Origin of the sequence: Variovorax sp. LjRoot84, from assembly GCF_964254305.1 — a bacterium.
GTDB lineage: Bacteria > Pseudomonadota > Gammaproteobacteria > Burkholderiales > Burkholderiaceae_C > Variovorax.
Map to the genome: position 1 here is coordinate 733695 of NZ_CAXUTE020000001.1, position 22519 is coordinate 756213.

Genomic DNA, 22519 nt, shown 5'->3' on the forward strand with positions numbered 1-22519 from the left:
GACATAAGACTTTCAGGAACACGCACCATGCCCATCGATCTCTGGCCCCCGCTCAGCCTCATCCGCGGCACCCTGGGACGCGGCGGCGATCTCGCCCCTGCGGGCGAAGGCGCGGCAACGCTGGCCGAGCCCGCCGCGATCCCGGCCCGCCAATCCGACGAGACCCTTCTGCTGCCCTTGACCGAGCTCGCCCGCCGCCGCGAGGCCGTGGCCCAGCGCGCCTTTCCGGCCCGCTGGGCGCCGGGCCGCCTGGTGAGCGTGCTGCACGAAGGCCGGCTGCTCGGCGTGCTGCTCGACAAGTGCCTGCACGGCACGCTGTGGCGCGGCTGGATGGCCGCCAGCGAAGCCGACTGGGCCAGCGCCTACGACGTGCTGCTCGAGCCCGGCGACGAACCCTTCGAGCCGATGTTCGGTCTGATCCAGACCTGGAACGTGCTCACGCTCGAACGGACGCCGCAGCTCTGCGCCCGCGTGCTCGGCGAGGTGTCGGCCACGCGGCTGGCCGCCATCCGTGCGGTGCACGACGAATGGGCCGTGCAGCAGCCGCTGGCCATCGAGCCCGAGCCCGGCCGCATCGCGCTGCGCACGGCCGGCGGCGTGTTCTCCGTGCTCTCGGGCACGCCGCTGGGCGTGGCCGATCCGCGTGCCGACTACCAGAGCCTCTACCTCGAAGCCGCCGCCCGGCTCGCCACGCCGCTGCAGGCCACGCCGAAGCCGGGCAGCCTGTCCGTCGCGGCGCCGGCCGGGGAGGGCTGGTGGTCGCGTGTGAAGGCCTGGTTCGGCGCCGACCGGGTGGTGCGGCCCGCGCTGGCGCTGCTGGCACTGGTGGTCGTGGTGCAGAACGCGACCCTGATGCGGCCCGGGGCCGGAGACGACGAGGTCCGGTTCCGTTCGGTGCAGGGCCCCGTCACTTCCGCCGCGCCGGCCGAGCTGAGCCTGCGCTGGAAGGCCGGCGTCGGCATGGACGATGCGAACGCGCTGCTGCGCTCGGCCGGCGCAGAGCTGGTGGGCGGACCGGATGCCGAGGGCCGCTGGCGCCTGCGCTTCCTGGCCGATGCGGCGCAGGGCCGCGCCATGCTGGCGGGTTCGCCGCTGGTCGAATCGGTGGGGCCGCCGTGACGAGGCGCCGCCTGCGCACCGTGCTGCTGCTGGCCATGCTGGCCGCAGCCACCTGCGCGGGTGCGGCGCAGCGCGCCTTGCTGGTGGGCGTGTCGGAACTGGTCAACCAGCCTGCGTCGCTGTGGCTGCAGGCGCCGCGCAACGACGTGATGCTGATGCGCGAGGCCCTGCTGAAGCAGGGCTTCGCGGCCACCGACATCACGGTCGTGGCCGACGGCGTGAGCGGCGCCGCGCTGCCCGAGGCGCAGCGCATCCACGAGGCGCTGGGGCGACTGCTGGAGCAGTCGCAAAGCGGCGACTTCGTGCTGCTCTATTTCTCGGGCCACGGCACGCGTTGGCGCGATGCGAGCAAGCGCTACCAGGAGCCGGACGGCTTGGCCGAGAACTTCCTCGCGCGCGATGTGCGCGGCGCGGTGAGCGGCAGCGGCGCGCTGCCGGGCGGCCTGCGCGACGTCGATTTCGACGGCTGGGTGCAGGCTTTCCTGGCGCGCAACGTGTTCGTGTGGTCGGTGTTCGACACCTGCTCGGCCGCCTCGATGACGCGCGGCCGCGCGCCCGCGAGCGCCGAGGTTGTTGTGGGTCCGCCGGACGACGAGGTGCGCTTTCGCGGCATCCGCGCCGACCTGCTCGCGCAAGGCGCTGCCGGCGCCTCCGCCGCCGCACCAACGGCACCCGCGGCCCCGGCCGTGCCTCGAGCACGCTACGTGGCCTTCTTCGCATCCGAAAGCCACCAGGTCACGCCCGAGCTGCGGCTGCCGCGCAAGGGCCGCGACGCGCAGCCGCAGGGCCTGCTGACCTGGGCCGTGGCCGAGGCGCTGCAGCGCCGGCCCGCGACCTGGCGCGAGCTCTTCGACGTCGTGCTTGCGCTCTACCCGCCGGTGATCTCCGAACTCGAAGCGCGCTTCCCGCAACGCGAGCTGCCATCGCCGGTGGCCGAGGGCAATCTCGATGCGCCGCTGTTCGCCAACAGCCCTCAGCCGCTCGGCACGCGTCCGGTGTGGCGTGCGCAGCGCAGCGGCGCGAACCTCGCGATCCAGGCCGGCCAGCTCGACGGGCTGGTGCCGCGGCAGGAGCTGCGCGTGCTCGCGAGCCTGGAAGACGGCACCCGGCGCAGCGCGGCCGCTGTGCTGGCGCAACTCGATCCGGCCGGCGCGCAGCTGCCGGTGCCGGCCGCGCTGCGCGATGTGCCGGGCAGCGCGCTGTGGAGCGTGACGCCGCTGGCCGAGCCGGCCGCCTTCGCGTTGCGCGTGCGCGCCGACAAGCCCTTGCCCGCGGGACTGAGCTTCGACTACCCCGCCTCCATTCGCCTGGCGCGCGCGGGCGAGGATGGGAGCGAAGCCGATCTGCGCTGGACCGATCTCGGCCCCGCCGGCCATCGGCTGGAGCTGCTCTCGCCCGCGCTCGGAACCGGCACGGGCCAGGTCGCGGCCGACCCCGCAGCCTTGCGCGAGCGGCTGCAGGGCTTCGCGCGTCTCAAGTGGCTCGGCGAGCTGAACCGGCTGGCCGGCGGCGCGCGCCTCGACGGCTTCGAGGCCGCGCTGGAAACCTGGCGTGCCGACCGCATGCTGCGCAGCGAGCCCCTCGCCCGCAGCGCCACGCCGGGCCCGCTGCTCGCGGGCGAGCGACGCGTGCTGCGCGTGCGCAATACCGGCGGGACTTCGCTCGACATGGTGATCGTCGGCATCGACCCGGAAGGCGGCCTGCGACCGGTGTACCCCGATGCCGCCGGCGCGAGCAACCGTTTCGAACGCGGCACGCGCGAGCTGCCGGCGGCCAAGCACTTCGAACTGCCCTGGCTGGCGGGCCCGGGTGCGCGCCTCTTCGTGCTGGCGACGCCGGCCGCGCCGCACAGCGCGCCGCGCCTGTTCGGCGCGGGCGTCGATCCGGCCCTGGCCGATCTGCGCGTGCGCGGGCAACTCGGTGCACCGAAAGAGCGGCAGGTCTTTGCCGCGATGATTTTTTTCTAGGAGATCGACATGGGCTGGACTTCTGATGGCTCGGTGGACCCGGACGAGGGCCTGCGCCTGCTCGACCTGGTCTCCGAAGAGGCGGGCGACGACTACTGGATGCTGCTCGAATCCAAGGGCAAGGCGATCGAAGGCGATTCGACGCGCCCCTTCGCGGACGGCAAGTCGCGCCTGGAGGTCGGCGGCTTCCGCTACCAGCTGGACGTGTTCTCGCCGCCGGGTTCCACCAAGGGGCAGCTGCGTGCAGCGGCGGTCTTCGTCGTTCGCGATTGCGATGCCGCGAGCGCTTCGATCGCGAGCCTGCTGCGCGACCAGGTGAACGACCTGAAGGTGGTGATCTCGGTGTACAAGGCCGGCGGCGATACCTCCAAAGACCTGCAGCCGCACCTGGAGCTGGAGCTGACCCAGGCGCGCCTGCTGAACCACACGATGCTGACCGCCGTCAGGTTGGCGCGGCCGCGCGAAATCATCCAGATCGAATACCAGGGGCTCGAGATCCGCTCCGCGCCGCAGAGCGAGACGGGCCTGCGCGGCGCCGTACGCACTTGCACCATCAAAAAGTGAGGCCGGACATGACGAACTCTGCCGAATTCCTCCAGGCCGCCGACCCCGCGGCCGCGCTCAAGGCACTGACGGATGAAGTGCGCGCCAAGCCCGCCGACAGCAAGCTGCGCGTCTTCCTGGCCCAGCTGCTGTGCGTGCTCGGCCAGTGGGAGCGTGCGCTCAACCAGCTCAACGTCGCGGCCGAGCTCGATGCGATGGCCATTCCGATGAAGCAGGTCTACGGCGAGGCCGTGCGCTGCGAGGGCCTGCGCGCCGACGTGTTCGCCGGCACGCGCACGCCGATGGTCTTCGGCCAGCCCGACGAATGGCTGGCGCTCCTGATCGAATCGCTGCTGCGCCAGGGTGCGGGCGACGCGCAGCTCGCCGAAGACCTGCGCGAGCGCGCCTTCGACGCCGCGCCCGCCACGCCGGGCACGCTCGACGGCAAGCCCTTCGAATGGCTGGCCGACGCCGACATGCGCCTGGGCCCGGTGCTCGAGGCCTTCGTGAACGGCCGCTACTACTGGATTCCCTATGCCCGGCTGGCACACGTGAAGCTCGATCCGCCCGAAGACCTGCGCGACTGCGTGTGGCTGCCGGCGCATCTGCAGTTCGAGAACGGCGGCGAGACGCTGGCGCTGGTGCCCGTGCGCTACGAAGGCACCGAGAAGAGCGGCGACGGCGCGCTGCAGCTCGCGCGCAAGACCGAGTGGCGCGAGCTGCAGCCCGAGGTCTGGGCCGGGCTCGGCCAGCGCATGCTGAGCAGCAGCGATGGCGCCGAGCATGCGCTGATGGACGTGCGCGAGATCCTGTTCTCGACCGGCGATGCCTGAACTCACCGCACAGGAACGCTTGCAGCCCTCGCTGCTCGATCGCCTGGTCGACCATGCGCCCGGCGAGCAGCGCGAGAGCGACGACAAGCGCACGCTGACCCGGCAGGCGCTGCGCCAGGCCGTGCTGCGCGACCTGAGCTGGCTCTTCAATGCCACCGGCCATGGCCTGGCCTTCGACGACAAGCGTTTTCCGAATGCGGCGCGCTCGGTGCTCAACTACGGATTGCCTATGCTGTCCGGCCAGTTCACGTCCTCCGTTCAGCGTGTCAGCATGGAACAGGCTCTGAAGAACGCCATCCTGCAGTTCGAGCCCCGCATCCTGCCTCGCACACTCGAAGTTGAACTCGTCATGGAAGGCTCGGCACTTGATTCCCACAACCGCATTGGCCTTCGGATCCGCGGCATGCTCTGGGCCCAGCCCGTGCCGCTGGAGTTTTTGATGCGCAGCCGAATCGACCTGGAGGAGGGCCGGATCGAAATTGAGGACATGACAAGCCCTCAGCGGTAGCCCAGCCATGGACCCGCGCCTGCTGACCCTGTACGAACAGGAACTGCGCTACTTCCGCGAGAGCTCGGCGGAGTTCGCGCGCGCCTTCCCGAAGATCGCGAACCGGCTGGGCATCGAGGGCCAGGAGGTCGCCGACCCTTACGTCGAACGGCTGATCGAAGCCACCGCCTTCCTGTCGGCGCGCGTTGCCCTGAAGCTCGATGCCGAATACCCGCGCTTCACCGGGCATCTGCTCGACATCGTCTATCCGCACTTCATGGCGCCCACGCCATCGATGGCCGTGGTGTCCATGGCGGTCGACCCCGACGATGCCAATCTCGCGACCGGGCCCGCGCTGCCGCGCGGCAGCGGCCTGCGCGCGCGCCAGGCCGTGGGGCAGAACACGCACTGCGAGTTCCGCACCGCGCGGGCGCTGCGCTTCTGGCCGGTCGAAGTGCTGCGGGCGCAGTACTTCAGCTACGCGCCCGACCTGCCGCTCGCCCAGCATGCGCAGTCGCGCGAGATCCGCGGCGGCCTGCGCATCGCGCTGCGCGCCACCGCCGGCCTCAAGTTCGACCAGATTCCGCTCGACGAACTGCTGATTCACTTCGGCGGCGCCGAGGATGTGGCCTGGCAGCTGCACGAGTGCATGCTCGGCAAAGCCATCGGCGTGATGGTGCAGCCGCTGGCCGCCGGCGGCGCGGCCACGGGTGCGGCCGGCAGCGCGTTGCGCCACCTGCCCGCGAGCGCGGTGCAGCCCGCGGGATTCGAGGACGACGAGGCCTTGCTGCCCGTCACCGCCACCGGCTTCTCCGGCCATCGGCTGGTGCAGGAGTACTTCGCCTTTCCGCAGCGCTTCCAGTTCGCGCGCATCACCGGCTTGCAGCGCGTGCTCGCGTCGATGGCCGTGACCGAGGTGGAGATCGTGGTGCTGTTCTCGCGCGGCGATGCGGCGCTCGAAAAACTGGTCAGCGCCGAGAACGTGCAACTGCATTGCGTGCCGGTCGTCAATCTCTTCAGCAAGCGGCTCGACCGCGTGGCCGTGAATGAGGGCGTGAGCCAGTTCCACCTGGTGCCCGACCGCACGCGCCCGCAGGACTTCGAGGTGCACACCGTGACCGAGGTGGTCGGCCACGGCAACTCGGGCACAGCCGGCGCGGCACTGGAACAGCCCTTCCTGCCCTTCTATGCGGCCTTCCACGGCGCGCGCCACAGCCACCCGGCCTACTTCACCACCACGCGCGAGCCGCGCATGCTGTCGGTCAAGCAGCGCACCGAAGGGCATCGCAGCAGCCACATCGGCTCCGAGCTCTACATGCAGATCGTCGATCCGCAACAGGCGCCTTACTCCGGTGCGCTGCGGCAGCTGGCCGTCACCGCGCTGGTGACCAACCGCGACCTGCCGCTCCTGATGCCGCTGGGCCGCGAGAGCGACTTCGACTGCATCGACTCGTCTCCGGTGCAGCGCGTGCGCATGGTTCGCGGCCCCTCGCGGCCGGTCTCGCCGGTGGTGGGCCAGGGCCTGGGCTGGCGGGTGGTCGACCACCTGGCTCTCAACTACCTGTCGCTCGCCGACAGTTCACGCGAAGAAGGCGCGGCCGCGCTGCGCGAGATGCTGATGCTCTATGCCACGCATGCCGACGAGGTGCGTCAGAGCCAGGTGCGTGGGCTGCTGTCGGTGCGCGCGAAGCCGGTGGCGCGCCGGCTGCCGCTGGCCGGGCCGATCGCCTTCGGCCGCGGGCTCGAGGTCACGCTCGAGGTCGACCGCAATGCCTTCCACGGCCACAGTGCCTTCCTGTTCGGGGCCGTCATGGCGCGTTACCTGGCGCGCCACGTGGAGGTCAACCACTTCGTCGAGACCGTGCTCACGGCCTCGGGCAAGGGCGAGATCATGCGATGGAGGCCGCTGTGCGGGGCACGCCCGATCCTGTAGCCGTGCCGGCGGCACGGCCCGAGAGCGTGGCCGAGCGCCTGCAGGCCTGCGCGGACCAGCCCTGGGCCTACGACTACTTCGCCCTCATGCGGCGGCTGGAGGCGCTCGCGGCGCCGTCGCCGCGCTGGGGCCGCGCGTTGCTGCCCGGCGCCGAGCCGGTGCGCGTGGGGCAGGAGCCATCGCTGTCCTTCGCGCCCGCGAGCTTCAGCCGCTTCGAGCCGGCCGGCGCGCATTCGCCGCCGCGGTTGCGCCAGCATTTCTTCGGCTACCTCGGGCCCAACGGCCCGCTGCCGGTGCACCTGAGCGATTTCATCCGCGAGCGCACGATCAACCATGGCGATCCGACCTGGCTCGCTTTTCTCGACAGCTTCGCGCACCGCTTCAGCCTGTTCTTCTACCGCGCCTGGGCCCAGGCCAGGCCGGCGGTGGGGCTGGACCGGCCGAAGGAGGACGCCTTCCGCCGCCAGGTGGGCGCGCTGGTCGGCATCGGCACCGCCGCGCGGCAGGAGCGCGACGAGATCCACGACGACGCGCGGCTGCACTTCTCGGGCTGGCTCGCACGTCGCGTGCACAACGCCGAGGGCGTGGAGGCGGTGCTGCAAAGCTACTTCGGCGTGCCGGTGCGGCTCGAGCCCTGGGTCGGGCACTGGATGACGCTGCCCGTGGAGGAACTCACGCGCCTGGGCCGCGGCGAGGCTTCGCGCTCGCTGGGCATGGGCGCGATGCTCGGCCGGCGCGCCTGGGACCGCCAGCATCGTGTGCGGCTGCACCTCGGACCGCTCAGCTTCGAGCGCTACCGCATGTTCCTCCCGATCGGCTCGGCACGGCCCGCGCTGCAGCGCTGGATGCGGCAGCTCTTGGGCGACGAGCTGTACTGGGATGCAGAGCTGATTCTCGAAAAACATGACGTGCCGCCCACGCGCCTGGGCCGGCAGCGGGGCAACGCGCCCCGGCTGGGCTGGTCCTCGTGGCTCGGCGAGTGCAAGCGCAAGCGCGATGCGCCCGATGTCCGCATCGATGGCGATGCCGCTCTTTCGCGCGCAGCACTTCAATAAAAAACCCCAGGGCCGTTCGTCTTGACTACATACGGAGAAGCTCATGAGTGAAATCAGCCGCACTGCCTTGTTCGGCAAGCTCAATTCGCTGGCCTACAAGGCGATCGAGGGCGCCACGGTGTTCTGCAAGATGCGCGGAAACCCGTATGTGGAGCTGGAGCACTGGTTCGCCCAGCTGCTGCAGTCGCAGGACTCCGACCTGCACCGCGTGATCCAGCACTACCAGCTGGACATCTCCGTCATCGCCAAGGACATGACGGCCGCGCTCGACCGCCTGCCGCGCGGCGCCACCGCGATCAGCGATTTCTCGCCGCACATCGAGAACGCGATCGAGCGCGCCTGGACTTACGCCACCCTGCAGTTCGGCGAGGCGCAGGTGCGCACCGGCTACCTGCTGGTCGGCATGCTGAAAACGCCGAGCCTGCGCAATCCCTTGCTCGGCCTCTCGAAGCAGTTCGACAAGGTCAAGGTCGAAGACCTGGCCGACAACTTCGCCAAGATCTGCGATGCCTCGCCCGAATCGAAGATGCGCGCGCAGGACGGCACCGGCATGGGCAGCGGCGCCCCCGGCGAAGAAAGCGGCGCGATGGCGCCGGCCGCCATGGGCAAGGGCGATGCGCTGAAGAAGTTTGCTGTCGACCTCACGGAGAAGGCGAAGAAGGGAGAGATGGATCCGGTGACCGGGCGGGACGAGGAAATCCGCCAGATCGTCGACATCCTGATGCGGCGCCGCCAGAACAACCCGCTGCTCACGGGTGAGGCGGGCGTCGGCAAGACGGCGGTGGTGGAAGGCTTCGCCCAGCGCCTGGCGCGCGGCGACGTGCCGCCGCAGCTCAAGGACGTGAAGCTGCTCACGCTCGACATCGGCCTCCTGCAGGCCGGCGCCAGCATGAAGGGCGAGTTCGAGCAACGCCTGCGGCAGGTGATCGACGAGGTGCAGGCTTCGCCCACGCCGATCATCCTGTTCATCGACGAGATCCACACGCTGGTCGGCGCGGGCGGCGCGGCCGGCACCGGCGATGCGGCCAACCTGCTCAAGCCCGCGCTCGCGCGCGGCAACCTGCGCACCATCGGTGCCACCACCTGGGCCGAGTACAAGAAGTACATCGAGAAGGACCCGGCGCTGACGCGGCGCTTCCAGGTCGTGCAGGTGCCGGAGCCCGACGAGACCAAGGCCATCCTGATGCTGCGCGGCGTGGCCAGCGTGCTCGAGAAGCACCACCGTGTGCAACTGCTCGACGAGGCGATCGAGGCGGCGGTGAAGCTGTCGCACCGCTACATTCCCGCGCGCCAGCTGCCCGACAAGGCCGTGAGCCTGCTCGACACCGCCTGCGCGCGCGTCGCGGTGTCGCAGCATGCGATGCCGCCCGAGGTGGAAGACTGCCAGCGCCGCATCGAGGCGCTCACGGTCGAGAGCGAGATCATCGGCCGCGAAGAGGCGATCGGCATCGACGTGAGCAAGCGCGCGCCGCAGGTGCAGGCGCTGCTTGCCGAATCCAATGCCGAGCTCGAAAAGCTCAATGCGCGCTGGAAGGAGGAGAAGGGGCTGGTCGACCGGCTGCTCGAACTTCGCGGCAAGCTGCGGGCGGGGAACAAACCGGTGGATGCGTCGACGCCAGGGGACGGAGACCGCGCCGCGCTGCTCGCGGAGTTGCACGAGCTGCAAACCCAGATCAGCAGCGTGCAAGGCGAGTCCCCTCTGATCCTGCCCTCGGTCGATTCGCAGGCCGTGTCCTCGGTGGTCGCCGACTGGACCGGCATCCCGGTCGGGCGCATGCAGCGCAACGAGATCGAGACCGTGCTCAACCTGCCCAAGCTGCTGGGGCAGCGCGTGATCGGCCAGGACCACGCGATGGAGATGATCGCCAAGCGCATCCAGACCTCGCGCGCCGGGCTGGACAACCCGAGCAAGCCGATCGGCGTCTTCATGCTGGCGGGCACCTCCGGCGTCGGCAAGACCGAGACCGCGATCGCGCTGGCCGAGGCGCTGTACGGCGGCGAGCAGAACATGATCGTCATCAACATGAGCGAGTACCAGGAGGCGCACACCGTGAGCTCGCTCAAGGGTGCTCCTCCCGGCTACGTGGGCTACGGCGAGGGCGGCGTGCTGACCGAGGCCGTGCGCCGCAGGCCCTACAGCGTGGTGCTGCTCGACGAGGTGGAGAAGGCCCACTCCGACGTGCACGAACTGTTCTTCCAGGTTTTCGACAAGGGTTTCATGGAAGACGGCGAGGGCCGCAGCATCGACTTCAAGAACACGCTGATCCTGCTCACCACCAACGCCGGCACCGACATGATCGCCAGCATGTGCAAGGACCCGGAGCTGATGCCCGAGCCCGAGGGCATGGCCAAGGCGCTGCGCGAGCCGCTCTTGAAGATCTTCCCGCCCGCGCTGCTGGGCCGGCTGGTGACCATCCCGTACTACCCGCTCTCCGACGAGATGCTCGGCAAGATCGTCGAGCTGCAGTTGAAGCGCATCAAGAAGCGGGTCGAGGCGCGTTATCAGATTCCGTTCGACTACAGCGACGAGGTGGTCAAGCTGGTGGTGAGCCGCTGCACCGAGAGCGAATCGGGCGGCCGGATGATCGATGCCATCCTCACCAACACCATGCTGCCCGACATCAGCCGCGAGTTCCTGAACCGGATGATGGAAGGCAAGCCGATCGAGCGGGTGCAAGTCACGGTCGACAACGGCGCATTCGATTATCGGTTCTGAAGACCGAACCAATGAGGTGAACAGCCATGCCGCACTACACCAACAAAGTGAAAGTTCTGAGTCCGCTGCTTGCCATTGCGTACTCCGACAACAAGGGGGCTCGACTCAACTATCCGACAAAGGCCCAGACGGATCTTCTCCTGAACGGCGCGGCAGCCGCGAGAAGGATCATGAGGGCCGCCGTCGCCGAGTTGGACCGCGTCGTGTATCTGAGACGGCCGGAGGGCGAACCGTTCACGAGCATCATGAACTACCACTTCGGCCTGGCCGCCAATCGCCTGAATCCGATGCTCAAGAGCAACGCCGTGGACAAGTCGTTGGGGCTGAAGGCGATCGGGCAGAAGGATCGCCGCTGGATACTCAACAAGATCCGGATGGGCATGCTGAGCATTTCGTTCCATCTCAACACGGGTGTCTACCTGATCGATGTCGACATCGGTACGAGAAACATCATCGGAGGCGTTGCGGATACGCCGGGCGCCGGCGAAGAGGGCTACGTTGTCGGCGGTGCGAACAATCCCGCCACCGGCAAGTTCACTCCTCACTGCGGTCTGCTGTCCGGCTTCAAGAACGGCGAAATTCATGTGGCGTTCGCCTTCATGCAACAACACGGCTATACGGCGGAGGCGGTTGCTCGCGTCATCATTCACGAGGCATCGCATAAATACTGGGGAGTTGCAGACTACTACTACGCGCATCAGACAGCGGGTTACCGGCAGCTCAACTGCGTGGAGGCGGTCGACAACGCCGACAGTTTTGCCTGGGCCGCTGTCTCGCTGGATCAAGGGGCGCTCGTCCACGGCACGGATTCCAACGACCTGCACCATCAGGCAGCCCTTGTGCCTTGAGCGTCCGCGCTTCACTACCGTGAGCCGCATGAAGATCCCCCCAGGCTACAAGCCCGCCACCCATCTGCGCCTCGATGAGGCGCTGGCGCTCGCGATCGCGATGCACCGCGCCAATCGCCTCGACGATGCAGATGAGCTCTACGCACGCATCCTGGAGGCGGCTCCGGACAACGCCGATGCGGTGCACTTCAGGGGCGTGCTGCGGCACCAGCGCGGTGGCAGCGAGGAGGCGCTCGGATTGATCCGCCGCTCGATCGCGCTGAATGCCGCGGTGCCCGACTGGCACAACAACCTGGGCAACGTGCTGCTCGAAACCGGCCAGGTCGACGCCGCCGCGGATGCCTATGAAGAGGCCGCGCGCCTGGCGCCTGCGCGCGCCGACATCCACAACAACCTCGGCGTGCTGCGGCGCGAGCAGGGGCGGCCCGAAGAATCGGAGAGCGCTTACCGGCGCGCCATCGAACTGGATCCGAAGAACGTCGAGGCCCACACCAATCTCGGCCGCCTGCTCAACAGCCTGGGACGCGAAGAGGAATCGATGCGCTGCTTCTGCGAAGCATTGCTGCTGAAGCCCGGCCATGCGCCGGCGCGCGAGGCGCTCGGCCTGGCCTACTACACGCTCGGGCGCTTCGAGGAGGCGGCGCAGGTGTACCGCGACTGGCTGAAGGACGAGCCCGGTAACCCGGCGGCGCGCCATCATCTCGCGGCCTGCTCGGGCGAAGGCGTGCCGGCGCGCGCCGCCGACGACTATGTGGAGAAGGTGTTCGACGGCTTCGCCGACAGCTTCGATGCCAAGCTGGCGCACCTGCACTACCGCGCGCCGGAGCTGATTGCGCAGACCGTGGCCGGGCTGCTGGGCGCACCCCGGCGCGAGCTCGCCGTGCTCGACGCCGGCTGCGGCACCGGCTTGTGCGGCCCGCTGCTCGCACCCTACGCGCGGCGCCTGGAAGGCGTCGATCTGTCCGAGCGGATGCTGGCGCGGGCCCGGGTGCGCCAGGTCTATGACGCGCTGGCCAAGGCCGAACTCACGGCCTTCATCGAAGGTGCGGCGCCGGCCTCCTACGACCTCGTCATCTCGGCGGACACCCTGTGCTATTTCGGCGATCTGCGTGGGGTGGCCCAGGCCACGGCCAGGGCGCTGCGGCCGGGCGGCTGGCTGGTGTTCACCGTCGAAGCGCTCGATGCGCCGGAGGATGTGAAGGAGGCGGGCTTCCATCTGCACCACCACGGCCGCTACAGCCATCGCGACAGCTACCTGCGCGAGGTGCTCGCGGAAGCGGGGCTGGCCGTCGGTGCAGTGACGGCCGCGCACCTGCGCATCGAAGGCGGCAAGCCGGTCGACGGCTGGATCGTGTCGGCGCAGGCCTGCGAAGCGGCGGCCTCCCATTCGTCCTAGAAAACACAGAAAGAAAACGCATGGCCGATACGCAATTCATCATCAAGAGCGATTCGCCCGTCAACGACGACCTGATGTTCTGGAGCGTGGTGGGCCAGGAAAGCCTGTCGCGTCCGGCGGCCTACGAGCTGACCGTGCTGTCGGCGAACGAGAAGATCGACGCCAAGGACATTCTCGGCCGCGCCTTCGACGTGGTGTTCGAGTTCCTCGATGCCGACGGCGCCAAGCACGAGCGCCATTGTCAGGGGCATGCGGTGCGCTTCATGCGCAAGGGCAGCGTGGGGCGCTATTTCGAATACCGCTTCACGCTGCGCTCGTGGTTCTGGCTGCTCACCAAGCGCAGCAACTCGCGCATCCTGCAGGACAAGCCGGTGCTGGACCTGCTCGATGCCGTGTTCGAGGACAGCCCGATCAAGCGCTTCAAGAAGATCAAGACCGACAAGGTCATCGGCACGCACGATGCGCGGCGCTACAGCGTGCAGCACCAGGAGAGCGACTACCAGTACCTCTCGCGGCTGCTCGAGGACGAAGGCGTCTACTACTGGTTCGACGCGCACGACGCGCCGGGCACGATGCACCTCGCCGACGCGAGCGACGTGGCGCACAAGAAGCTGCCGGTGACCGACACGCTGAACTACGTGGCCCCGGGCGCGAGCGAAGCGCGCTTCAACGAGATCAGCCTGTGGGTGGATTCGCGCCGCCTCGACACCGGCAGCTTCGCCTCGCGGGACAGCGACTTCAAGGCCATCCGCAAGAAGCTCAGCGCCGACAAGGGGGATCCCGACGTGCACGAGCTGGCCGATTTCGAGGCCTTCGAGTTTCCCGGCGGCTACCTTCGCGAAGCCGATACCGAAGACGCCGCCAAGGTGCGTACCGAAGAGCTGGTCGCGCGCCGTCGCCTGAACTGGGCCATCACGCGCTGGCCCGACGTGGCCGCCGGCATGAACTTCAGCTTCAAGGGCCACCCGGCCGGCGGCGCCGACGGCGACTACCTGATCGCGAGCTGTGCCTTCGTCGTGACGCATCCGGGCTACGAGAGCATGAGCGAGAGCGAAAGCCAGGTCGACCGGCAGGGCCAGCTGCTGCTCGAGCTGCTGCGCGAGGACCCGATCAACGCCAACTGGATCGAAGCGTTGCAGGACATCGTGCGCGGGACGCCGGAGCTGCACCAGCCGGTGCGCGGCAATGGCGTCTTCCTGCTCACCGTGCTGCCGGCCGAAACCCTGTTCCGCCCGCCGCGGCTGACGCCGCGCGTGACCATGCCCGGCCCGCAGAGCGCGATCGTGGTCGGCCCGAAGGGCGAGGAGATCCATGCCGACGACTTCGGCCGCGTGAAGGTGCATTTCCACTGGGACCGCTACGACGAGAGCGACGAGAAGTCCACTTGCTGGGTGCGCGTGTCGCAGCCCTGGGCCGGCAAGGGCTGGGGTGGCTATTTCATTCCGCGCATCGGGCAGGAGGTGATCGTCGATTTCCTGAACGGCGACCCGGACCGGCCGATCATCGTCGGGCGCGTCTACAACGACGACCAGCCGAAGCCCTTCGATTCGCACACGCAAAGCGGCTTTCGCACGCGCTCCACGCCCAAGGGCAGCGCCTCGAACTGCAACGAGCTGCGCTTCGAGGACAAGAAGGGCTCGGAGCAGGTCTTCCTGCACGCCGAGAAGAACCAGGACATCGAGGTCGAGAGCGACGAGACGCACTGGGTGGGCCACGACCGCAAGAAGACGGTGGACAACGACGAGACCAACCATATCAAGAACAACCGGACCGAGACGGTCGGTGTGGACGAGAAGATCGACATCGGCGCCAACCGCACCGAGACCGTCGGCGCGAACGAAGACATCACCATCGCGTCGAACCGGACCGAATCGGTCGGCGCCAGCGAGACCGTCTCGATCGGCGCGGCGCGGGATCACACCATCGGCGCCGACGACACGAAGACGGTGGGCGCCAGCGAGAGCGTCACCATCGGCGCCTCGCGCACCGACACGGTCGGCGGGTCGATGACCCAGACGATCGGCGGCTCGCTCTCGCAGACCGTGGCCGGCGGCATCACCACGACCACGGCCGGCGCCTACACCATCACCGCGACCGGTGGTTTGACGGTCTGCGCGCCGGGCGGCGTGAAATACATCGACAGCTTCTTCAGCCGCCTGGGCGGCAACCTGCTCGAGAACTACAACAACATCGTCAAGCTGACGCCGATGAGCATCGAGGGGACGGGTTTCAAGGCCGAGGCCTGCGGCATCAAGATCGACGAGGGCGGCCTCTTCAACAAGAAGGCCGGGGTGGCGCTGCTGCACCTGGGCAGCTTTCTCGAGAACGCCGGCCCGGTGCTGAAGAAGGCCGCCGTGGTGGTGGACAAGGCCGGCCTGCACCTGATCGGGTGAGCGGGCCGCCCGAGCGTCATGAGAATCGTCAAGCCCAACTGCCTCAGCGTGCTCCCACGATGCATCGAGCACAGGCGGGAGCTGTTCCTTTGCGTGTCGACCTTCGCGATGGTTCCGCTGCGCGAGGCAGCCATGCTGTGCTCCGAGCAGAAGCTGTGGACTGTGCTGCCGCAGGCCTTTCCGGAATTCGTCGAGGCGGGCGCGCCGAAGAAGGGCGGCGAGTTCCTGCTGGCGGGCGCGGTGCATGCGCCGCCAGGCTCGCAGGCGGCGAGCATCTCCTTCGGCATCCGTTTCGCCGGCATCGAGAAGATCGCGCTGGCGCACGGGCGGCGGTTCACCGACGGCCAGGCGATCGTCCATCAGGAGCCGCTCACCCGCGTCGCTCTCGATTGGGCGAATGCCTATGGCGGCAAGGAGTTCCCGCTCAACGTGCGCGGCTGCGGGCATCCCTCGTCCGTGCGGCCCGATGGCTATCTGCCCTTGCCGTGCATCGAGGCGGCGGACAAGCCCTGGCATCGGGATCCGGCGCGCAACCGGCCGATGGCCTTCGGCGTGCTCGACCTCGCGCATCCGGAACGCCTCGCCTGCGCCGGCACCTATGACGAGGCTTGGCTGAAGACCGAGTTTCCCGGCTTGGCGCTCGATGCGGACCTGTGCATCCACAACATCGCGCCCGCCGACCAGCGCAGCGCCTCGCCTTTCGCAGGCAACGAAGGCTATGAACTGGCTCATCTCTCGGCCTCGGAGCCCTTGCTGCGCGGTGCCTTGCCGGGCGTCGCGGTGCGCGCCTTCATCCAGCGCAAGAGCGCGGCGCACGAAATGGAAGAGCTGAGCACCGCGTTGCGCACGGTGGTCTTCCTGCCGGAGGCGGACCGGGTCGTGCTGGTCTGGCAAGGCCTGTGCAAGGTGGCGGAGGACGATGCCGGCGACATCCAGACCGTTATGGTGGCCGCCGAACACATCGGCCGCCCGCGCGCGCGCGGGCACTACAAGCAGGTGCTGCTGGACCGCGTCGAGTCCGAGGACGCAGCATTGCTGTCCTTGATGGACGAGCAGCTGCTGCCCGAGGACTTGCCCTTCGAAGGCCTGCTGCCGGCCGATTTCGATCTCAACCGCAAGCCGGCCGCCGACAGCTACGGCGAGCGCCTGCGCCGGCGTGCGGAAGTGCAGCTGAAGGCGGGCCGCGACGAGGTGATCGCCCTGGGACTCGATCCCGACGCGCATGCGCCCGCGGCCACGCTCGGGGCGCTTCCGCCCATGCCGCCGCTGCCCCAGCTCGGCGAGTTCATGCGCCAGCTCGCGGTGGACGGGCAGATGCGGATCGAGCAGGGCAAGAAGGCGGCCGCCGCGATGCTGCAGGCCTCGGAGACGGCGTACACGCAACAGGGCCTTTCGTTCGACGTCGTTCGCGACGAACTGGCGGGCGTCGGGCAGGGCGGGCCGCCCAAGCCGTTGAAGCCACAGACGATGGCCACGCTGAACGAGCTCCAGGGCGTGGCGAAGCGCAGCAACACGCCGCTGGACGAAGTGGACGAGATGCTGGCCGACGAGAAGCTGCACGCACGCTGGGACCGGCAGGATCGCGAGTTGCGCGACATCTATGTCCGCCATGCCCAGCACATGCATCCCGCGCCCGCCGCGACCGGCAGGTTCGCCGAGCGGCAGCATCGCTGGGTGGAAGAGCGGCTCGCGGCCGGCCACGGCCTGCGCGGCCTCGATCTCACGGGCGCCGATCTGCGCCGCTTCGATCTGCGCGGCGTCGACTGCACCGGCGCCATGCTCGAAGCGGCGAATCTCCATGGCATGCAGCTCGCCGGCGCCAGCTTCGACGGGGCCGTGCTGGTGCGCGCCGATCTGGGCGAAGCCCTCGCGGCCGGCTGCGACTTCAGCAACGCCAATCTGGGGAAGGCGAACCTGCACAGCGTGGACGCCGCCGGCGCGGTATTCGCCGGAGCGAACCTGTGGGAGGCGCGCCTCGAGCAAGCCGGGCTGGCACGCGCGATCGTGGGGGCTGCCCAGTTCTATCGCGCATCGTTGATCGGCATCGACCTCTCGCATGCGGAGCTCGCCGAGGCCCAGTTCCTCGAGTGCGACCTGTCGTCGGCCGACTTCAGCCACGCCAACTTCGGCGGCGCCCAGTTCATCAGTTGCAAGGCCGAGGGCGCGCGGTGGCTGCAGTGCACCGGCGGCACTGCCGTGTTCTACAAGTTCGCCTGCCGCGGCGCCGATTTCTCGAATGCCAGCCTGCCAGGCGCTCGTTTCGTCGAGGCGATCGATCTCGCCGGTGCCGTCTTCGCCGGCGCCACGCTGGCCGGCGCCTATTTCGGCCAGGGCAGCGACCTGAGCGGCAGCTGCCTCGACCGCGTGCAGGCGCGCCAGGCGGACTTCACCGCCTGCAACCTTGCCGGTGCCACCTTCAGGCACGCGGACCTGCGCGAGGCCAGCTTCCGCAAGGCGCTGCTGGGGCGCGCCGACCTGAGCGGTGCGAACCTGATGGACGCCATCCTGAGCAACGCCGAAGCCTTCTCGGCACAGCTGTGCGACTGCAACCTGTACGCGGCAGACCTGGCGCGCATCCGCGCCGATGCGCACACCTCCTTCGAGGGCTCGCTCACGAAGCGAGCCCGCATCTATCCGCGCTGGCGCCCACCTGTGCCTTCATCGCCATGACGCCGATGCAGAAGAGCGAACTCATGGCAAAGATCGAGAATGCCGACCCGGTGCAAGGCGCTTCGCTGCAAGGCGTCGATCTGTCCGGCGCCAGGCTGAGCGGCGCCGTGTTCGAGAACGTCGATTTCCGCGGCTGCGCGATGGCCGGTGCCAGCTTTGCCGACAGCATCCTGAGCAAGTGCCGCTTCGACGGCGCCAGCCTCCAGGGCGCGGTGATGACGGGCGCAACCTTCCATGAGTCGAGCGCGTGCGATGTGGATCTGTCGGAATCCGCCTGCGTGGGATTCAATGCGGTTCAGAGCCGCTTCGACGGCAGCAGCTTCAGCAAGGCCGACCTGACGGAAGCGAACTTCATCAAGTCGTCGCTGGCTGGCGCCCGGCTCGCGGGCGCAAGGGCGGTGCAACTGTCGCTGGTCGAAACGCGCACCGAGGCGATCGACCTCTCGGACCTGCTGTTCTTCAAGTCCGTGGTGGTGGAGGCCGATCTCTCGGCCGCCGACCTGAGGGGCTGCCGCATCGATCAATCGGTCATGAGCAAGGTGCGCCTCGCGGGCCAGCGGCTGGCGGGCGCCGACTGGCAGCGCAGCCAGTTCATGGAGGCCGATCTGGACGGTGTCGACCTGTCGGGCGCGCAGCTGCAGCAATGCAACTTCAAGGGCGCCAAGTTGACGGACGCGAACCTGGTCAAGGCCAAGGCCGCCAACACGCTGTTCATCGAATCGCGCTGCGAGCGCATGGACGGCAGCGGTGCGGATTTCTTCCAGAGCATCTGGAGCGATGCGCTGCTCGAAGACGCCCGCTTTGCCGGCACGCGGCTCGAGCAGGCGATGCTCCATCGCGCCAGGTGCCTGCGCGCCAGCTTCGCACGCGCCAACCTGGTCTACGCCGACTTTTCCCATGCCGACGTGTCCGGCGCCGACTTCGACGGCGCCAGCTGGGAACGCACGAAATTCCATCAGGCGCGGCGCATCGGCGTGCGCCTGCCTGCCGGCGCCAGCATCCTGTACGAGGATCCCGAGCTCGCCGCGGCCGAAGCATGGAGCCCCCTCGATCCGCCATCGCAAAAAAGGTGAACACCATGGAAGTCATCGATCAACGCGAGCCCAAGCTCGCAGCGCCGTCCGCCGCCGCGGCCTACATGGTCGGCAGCGTCGTGGAGACCGCTGCCGACGTGGTGTACGTCAGCTTCGACCGGCGCGTGCATGAAGCAACGCGCGCATTCAGCTGCATGGTGGTTCCGGAGCCGGGCGACGAGGTCGGCCTGTTTCGCGCGCCGGACGGTCGCCTCTTCATGACCGCGGTGCTCAGCCGGGCCTGCGATGCCCCCTTGACGCTCCATGCCCCGGAAGGCTTCGCGCTGAAGTCGGACAAGGACATCCGGATCGAAGCGCAGCAGGCCGTGCATCTGCAGGGCGCGACTTTCACCGGGCGGTTCGACAGCGCGCACTGGGCCGCGCGCCTGATGCGCGTGACCGGCGTCGAGTTCGTGCTGCGTTCCGCGGCGGCGCGGCTCTTCGCAGAGGCCGCGGAGGCAGTGTTGTCGCGCTTGCAGGTGTCGGCCGATCGCAGCTATCGTCATATTGCGCAGGCGGAGCATGTGCGCACCGGCATCCTCGACGTGAAGGCCGAGCACGTGGCGAACATCCGGGCCGGGACGATGCTGCTTTCCTCGCGCGAGTTGACCAAGGTCGACGGCGCCCAGATTCACGTTGGATGAAAGGATCGCCATGTTCGCGAACACCCAGATGGGCGGCCAGGACACCGGCTTCCCGGATGTCTGCCTGACGCCGACGCCCGGCGGGCCGGTGCCCACGCCCTATCCGAACATCGCCACGCGGCCGATGGCGGTCAATGCGGTCTACACGGTGCTGCTCAGCAACGCGCCGGCACACAACCTGGGAACCACCATCCCCATGACCAACGGCGACAACGCCGGCGTCGCCACCGGCGTGGCCTCCGGCACCGTCATGGGCCCGGCGCGCAACCTGACCGGGGCGTTCACGGTACTGATCGGCGGCAAGCCGGCCACGCGGCTCAGCAGCGTGGCCTTGCAGAACAGCACGAACTGTCCTGGTGTGTCGATCGCGCCGAGCCAGGTCAAGGTGCTGCTGCTCGCGCCCTAGACAGAGAGTAAAGAGGCCACCAGGTGATACGGATCGCTGTTCTCAACGTCCGGGGCGCGCCACCCGGGCAGCCGCTCGCCGCCAGCTTCGGTCCGGCCGGCGGCACCATCGGCCGTGCCGACACCAACACGCTGGTGCTGCAGGATCCAGACCGGACGGTATCTCGCATGCATGCGCAGATCTCGTTTCGCAACGGCGACTTCTACATCGCCGATCACGGCAGCAATCCCATGCAGCGCAACGGCCAGCCGCTGGGCTCGGGCAGCGAGGTGAAGCTGGCGGACGGCGATCGGCTGGTGATCGGCAGTTTCGAACTCTCGGTGCAGCACGCGGCGGCCGACGCGCCTGGCGCTGCCTCGCGGCCGGCGCCGCTGCACGTGCCGGCGGCCAGCGACGACGACCCCTTTGCCGACCTGCTCGCGGGGCTGGCGCCTGCAACGCCTGCCGCGCCCGCAGGCCGCGCGGCGCCGGCGGCGAGTGCGCCGGTGCCGCTTCCCGACCCCTTCGGCCCCGGCGCTGCCGGCGGCCGGGCCGCGGACACGGATCCTTTTGCCGACCTGCTGGCGCCCGCACCCTCCGGCGCACCAGCCAAGGCCGCGGCGGGCCTGGGCGCGCTCGACGACTTTTCGGACCTGGCCGCGCCGCCGGCGGGCAAGGCCGCCGGCATCGACGCGCTGTTCGGCGGCAGCGCAGGCCCCAGCGGCCTGGGCGGCGATCCGCTGGCGCTCTCGCCGCTTGCGGATCCGTTGCTGCAGCCGAACACGGCGGGCGGACTCGATCCGTTCGCCGCATTGAAGGGCCGCGCGCCCGCGACGCCGGCACCGCGCAGCGATCACGTGCCGATCGGGCAGTTCGGCTATGTGCCGCCGGTGGCGATCGCGCCGCCGGCAGCCTCGTCGCTGCTGGACGATCTGGATGCGCCGCTCGGCTCGCCGAGCTTCGACGACATGACGGGCGCGCGGATCGAAGCACCCGTACCCCCGCCGCTGGCCGCGAAAGCGCCGGGCTTCGCGCCATCGCCGCCGGCCGCGGCGGTGCCGGCCGATGCGCTGCTGGCCGCCTTCCTGCGCGGCCTGGGCAGCATGCACCCGATGCCCGAGGCGCTCACGCCCGGACTGATGGAACGCGTCGGCGTCCTGCTGCGTTCGGCGACCGAAGGCACGCTGCAACTGCTGCTCACGCGCCAGGAGTTCAAGCGCGAGGTGCGCGCCGAGGTCACGATGATCGCGGCGCAGGCCAACAACCCGCTGAAGTTCTCGCCCACCGTCGAGGTCGCGCTCGCGCATCTGCTGGGGCCCGGCGTGCGCGGCTTCATGCCGGCCGAGGCCGCGATGCGCGACGCCTTCGACGATCTGCGCGCGCACCAGTTCGGCGTGATGGTCGGCATGCGGGCCGCGCTGGCCCACGTGATCGAGCGCTTCGGACCGGAAGAGCTCGAAAAGAAGATCGCAGCCAAGTCGGCACTCGACAGCCTGTTCGCCGCCAACCGCAAGGCCAAGCTGTGGGACCAGTTCATCGCGCTCTATGCCGGCATCGCGAGCGAGGCAGAGGACGACTTCCACACCCTGTTCGGCAAGGCCTTCCTCGAGGCCTACGAAGAGCAGATGGCGCGCCTCAAATCCGGCGGCGGTTGAAGAGAACGAAAGAGGAGGGGCCGTGGACATAGAAATCGTCACCTTGTCGAGGCAAGGCGGCCGCAGCTACAACGAAGACGTGTTCGGCCACTGGAACGACGGCCGCTTCGTCGCCTGCCTGGTGGCCGACGGCGCAGGCGGCCACGGCGGAGGCGACGTCGCGGCGGCCATCGCGCGCAGCAGCGTGCTGGAGGGCTTCGCGGCAAATCCGGGGCTCGATGCCGAGCTGCTGCGCCGGCTCATCGCGCGCGCCAACCTCGACATCGTGGCGCGCCAGGCCGAGGGCGGCAAGCTGGCGGCGATGCGCTCGACCGTGGTGCTGGCCGCGGTCGACCTGCACGAGAACCAGATTGCCTGGGCCCACAGCGGCGACAGCCGCGCCTACCTGTTTCGCGCCGGCGCGCCGGTGGCGCGCACCGTCGACCACAGCCTGGTCCAGCAGATGGTGGCTGGCGGCATGCTCGACGAGGAGGGCGCTCGCCTTCATCCTCAGCGCAACATGCTGTTGTCGGCGCTGGGCTCGGTCGAAGAGCAGCCGGAGATCGCGGTCTCCGCGCCCATGCCCTTGATGGCGGGCGACGTGCTGCTGCTTTGTACCGACGGGGTCTGGGAGCCGCTCGGAGACGAGCGCCTGCTCGAGATGCTGCGCGCGGCGAAGGACGCGAGCCGATGGGTGGAGGAGATCGACCAGCAGGTCAGGGCCAACGCCAAGCCGGGCTACGACAACTACACCGCGTTGACGGTGTGGGCCCACGCCGACGGCATGGATGACGAGGTCACGCAGCCGCTGCCGCCCTAACCG

The 22519-nt window shown here is 69.0% G+C and carries 17 protein-coding genes; all 17 read left to right on the top strand.

Annotated features, from left to right (window positions below; translation table 11 throughout):
- The first annotated feature begins 27 nt into the window (after positions 1 to 27).
- Genes ACSQ9I_RS03745 through ACSQ9I_RS03825 form a run of 17 tightly spaced genes read left to right on the top strand, consistent with a single transcriptional unit; the run spans position 28 to position 22516 of the window.
- Positions 28 to 1119: a hypothetical protein gene (locus ACSQ9I_RS03745; RefSeq protein WP_436312322.1), complete on the top strand. Its 1092-nt coding sequence runs from the start codon at positions 28 to 30 to the stop codon at positions 1117 to 1119.
- The gene (locus ACSQ9I_RS03750) at positions 1116 to 3086 is read left to right on the top strand and encodes a caspase family protein (RefSeq protein ID WP_436312323.1); all 1971 of its coding nucleotides are present in this window, start codon (positions 1116 to 1118) and stop codon (positions 3084 to 3086) included. Before ACSQ9I_RS03745 ends, ACSQ9I_RS03750 begins: the two co-directional genes overlap by 4 nt.
- Positions 3087 to 3095: 9 nt before the next feature.
- Positions 3096 to 3650: a hypothetical protein gene (locus tag ACSQ9I_RS03755; protein ID WP_436312324.1), complete on the top strand. Its 555-nt coding sequence runs from the start codon at positions 3096 to 3098 to the stop codon at positions 3648 to 3650.
- An 8-nt stretch (positions 3651 to 3658) separates the two neighbouring features.
- Positions 3659 to 4462: a type VI secretion system accessory protein TagJ gene (locus ACSQ9I_RS03760; protein ID WP_093110764.1), complete on the top strand. Its 804-nt coding sequence runs from the start codon at positions 3659 to 3661 to the stop codon at positions 4460 to 4462.
- Positions 4455 to 4970, top strand: a complete 516-nt coding sequence (tssE, locus tag ACSQ9I_RS03765; RefSeq protein ID WP_093110766.1) for a type VI secretion system baseplate subunit TssE — start codon at positions 4455 to 4457, stop codon at positions 4968 to 4970. The genes ACSQ9I_RS03760 and tssE overlap by 8 nt, the downstream gene beginning before the upstream one ends.
- 7 nt (positions 4971 to 4977) lie before the next feature.
- Positions 4978 to 6882: a type VI secretion system baseplate subunit TssF gene (tssF, locus tag ACSQ9I_RS03770; protein WP_436312325.1), complete on the top strand. Its 1905-nt coding sequence runs from the start codon at positions 4978 to 4980 to the stop codon at positions 6880 to 6882.
- A complete protein-coding gene (gene tssG / locus ACSQ9I_RS03775; protein ID WP_436312326.1) occupies positions 6846 to 7937 on the top strand; it encodes a type VI secretion system baseplate subunit TssG in 1092 nt (363 codons plus the stop codon). Before tssF ends, tssG begins: the two co-directional genes overlap by 37 nt.
- 43 nt (positions 7938 to 7980) lie before the next feature.
- Positions 7981 to 10653: a type VI secretion system ATPase TssH gene (tssH, locus tag ACSQ9I_RS03780; RefSeq protein ID WP_093110772.1), complete on the top strand. Its 2673-nt coding sequence runs from the start codon at positions 7981 to 7983 to the stop codon at positions 10651 to 10653.
- Positions 10654 to 10679: 26 nt separating this feature from the next.
- Complete coding sequence (locus ACSQ9I_RS03785; RefSeq protein ID WP_093110774.1) at positions 10680 to 11501, top strand: hypothetical protein; 822 nt, start codon at positions 10680 to 10682, stop codon at positions 11499 to 11501.
- Between the two features lie 28 nt (positions 11502 to 11529).
- Positions 11530 to 12897 (top strand): tetratricopeptide repeat protein, encoded by a 1368-nt coding sequence (locus tag ACSQ9I_RS03790; protein ID WP_436312327.1) that lies wholly within the window; start codon positions 11530 to 11532, stop codon positions 12895 to 12897.
- Positions 12898 to 12917: 20 nt separating this feature from the next.
- Positions 12918 to 15290, top strand: a complete 2373-nt coding sequence (locus ACSQ9I_RS03795) for a type VI secretion system Vgr family protein (protein WP_436312328.1) — start codon at positions 12918 to 12920, stop codon at positions 15288 to 15290.
- A gap of 18 nt (positions 15291 to 15308) precedes the next feature.
- Positions 15309 to 17960, top strand: a complete 2652-nt coding sequence (locus ACSQ9I_RS03800) for a DUF2169 family type VI secretion system accessory protein (protein WP_436312329.1) — start codon at positions 15309 to 15311, stop codon at positions 17958 to 17960.
- Positions 17961 to 17983: 23 nt separating this feature from the next.
- Complete coding sequence (locus ACSQ9I_RS03805) at positions 17984 to 19033, top strand: pentapeptide repeat-containing protein (protein ID WP_436312330.1); 1050 nt, start codon at positions 17984 to 17986, stop codon at positions 19031 to 19033.
- A 5-nt stretch (positions 19034 to 19038) separates the two neighbouring features.
- The gene (locus ACSQ9I_RS03810; RefSeq protein WP_170855763.1) at positions 19039 to 19677 is read left to right on the top strand and encodes a DUF3540 domain-containing protein; all 639 of its coding nucleotides are present in this window, start codon (positions 19039 to 19041) and stop codon (positions 19675 to 19677) included.
- Between the two features lie 10 nt (positions 19678 to 19687).
- The gene (locus ACSQ9I_RS03815) at positions 19688 to 20083 is read left to right on the top strand and encodes a DUF4150 domain-containing protein (RefSeq protein WP_093110786.1); all 396 of its coding nucleotides are present in this window, start codon (positions 19688 to 19690) and stop codon (positions 20081 to 20083) included.
- A gap of 23 nt (positions 20084 to 20106) precedes the next feature.
- Positions 20107 to 21717, top strand: a complete 1611-nt coding sequence (gene tagH / locus ACSQ9I_RS03820; protein WP_436312331.1) for a type VI secretion system-associated FHA domain protein TagH — start codon at positions 20107 to 20109, stop codon at positions 21715 to 21717.
- Between the two features lie 22 nt (positions 21718 to 21739).
- Positions 21740 to 22516: a PP2C family protein-serine/threonine phosphatase gene (locus ACSQ9I_RS03825; protein WP_436312332.1), complete on the top strand. Its 777-nt coding sequence runs from the start codon at positions 21740 to 21742 to the stop codon at positions 22514 to 22516.
- Positions 22517 to 22519: the final 3 nt, after the last annotated feature.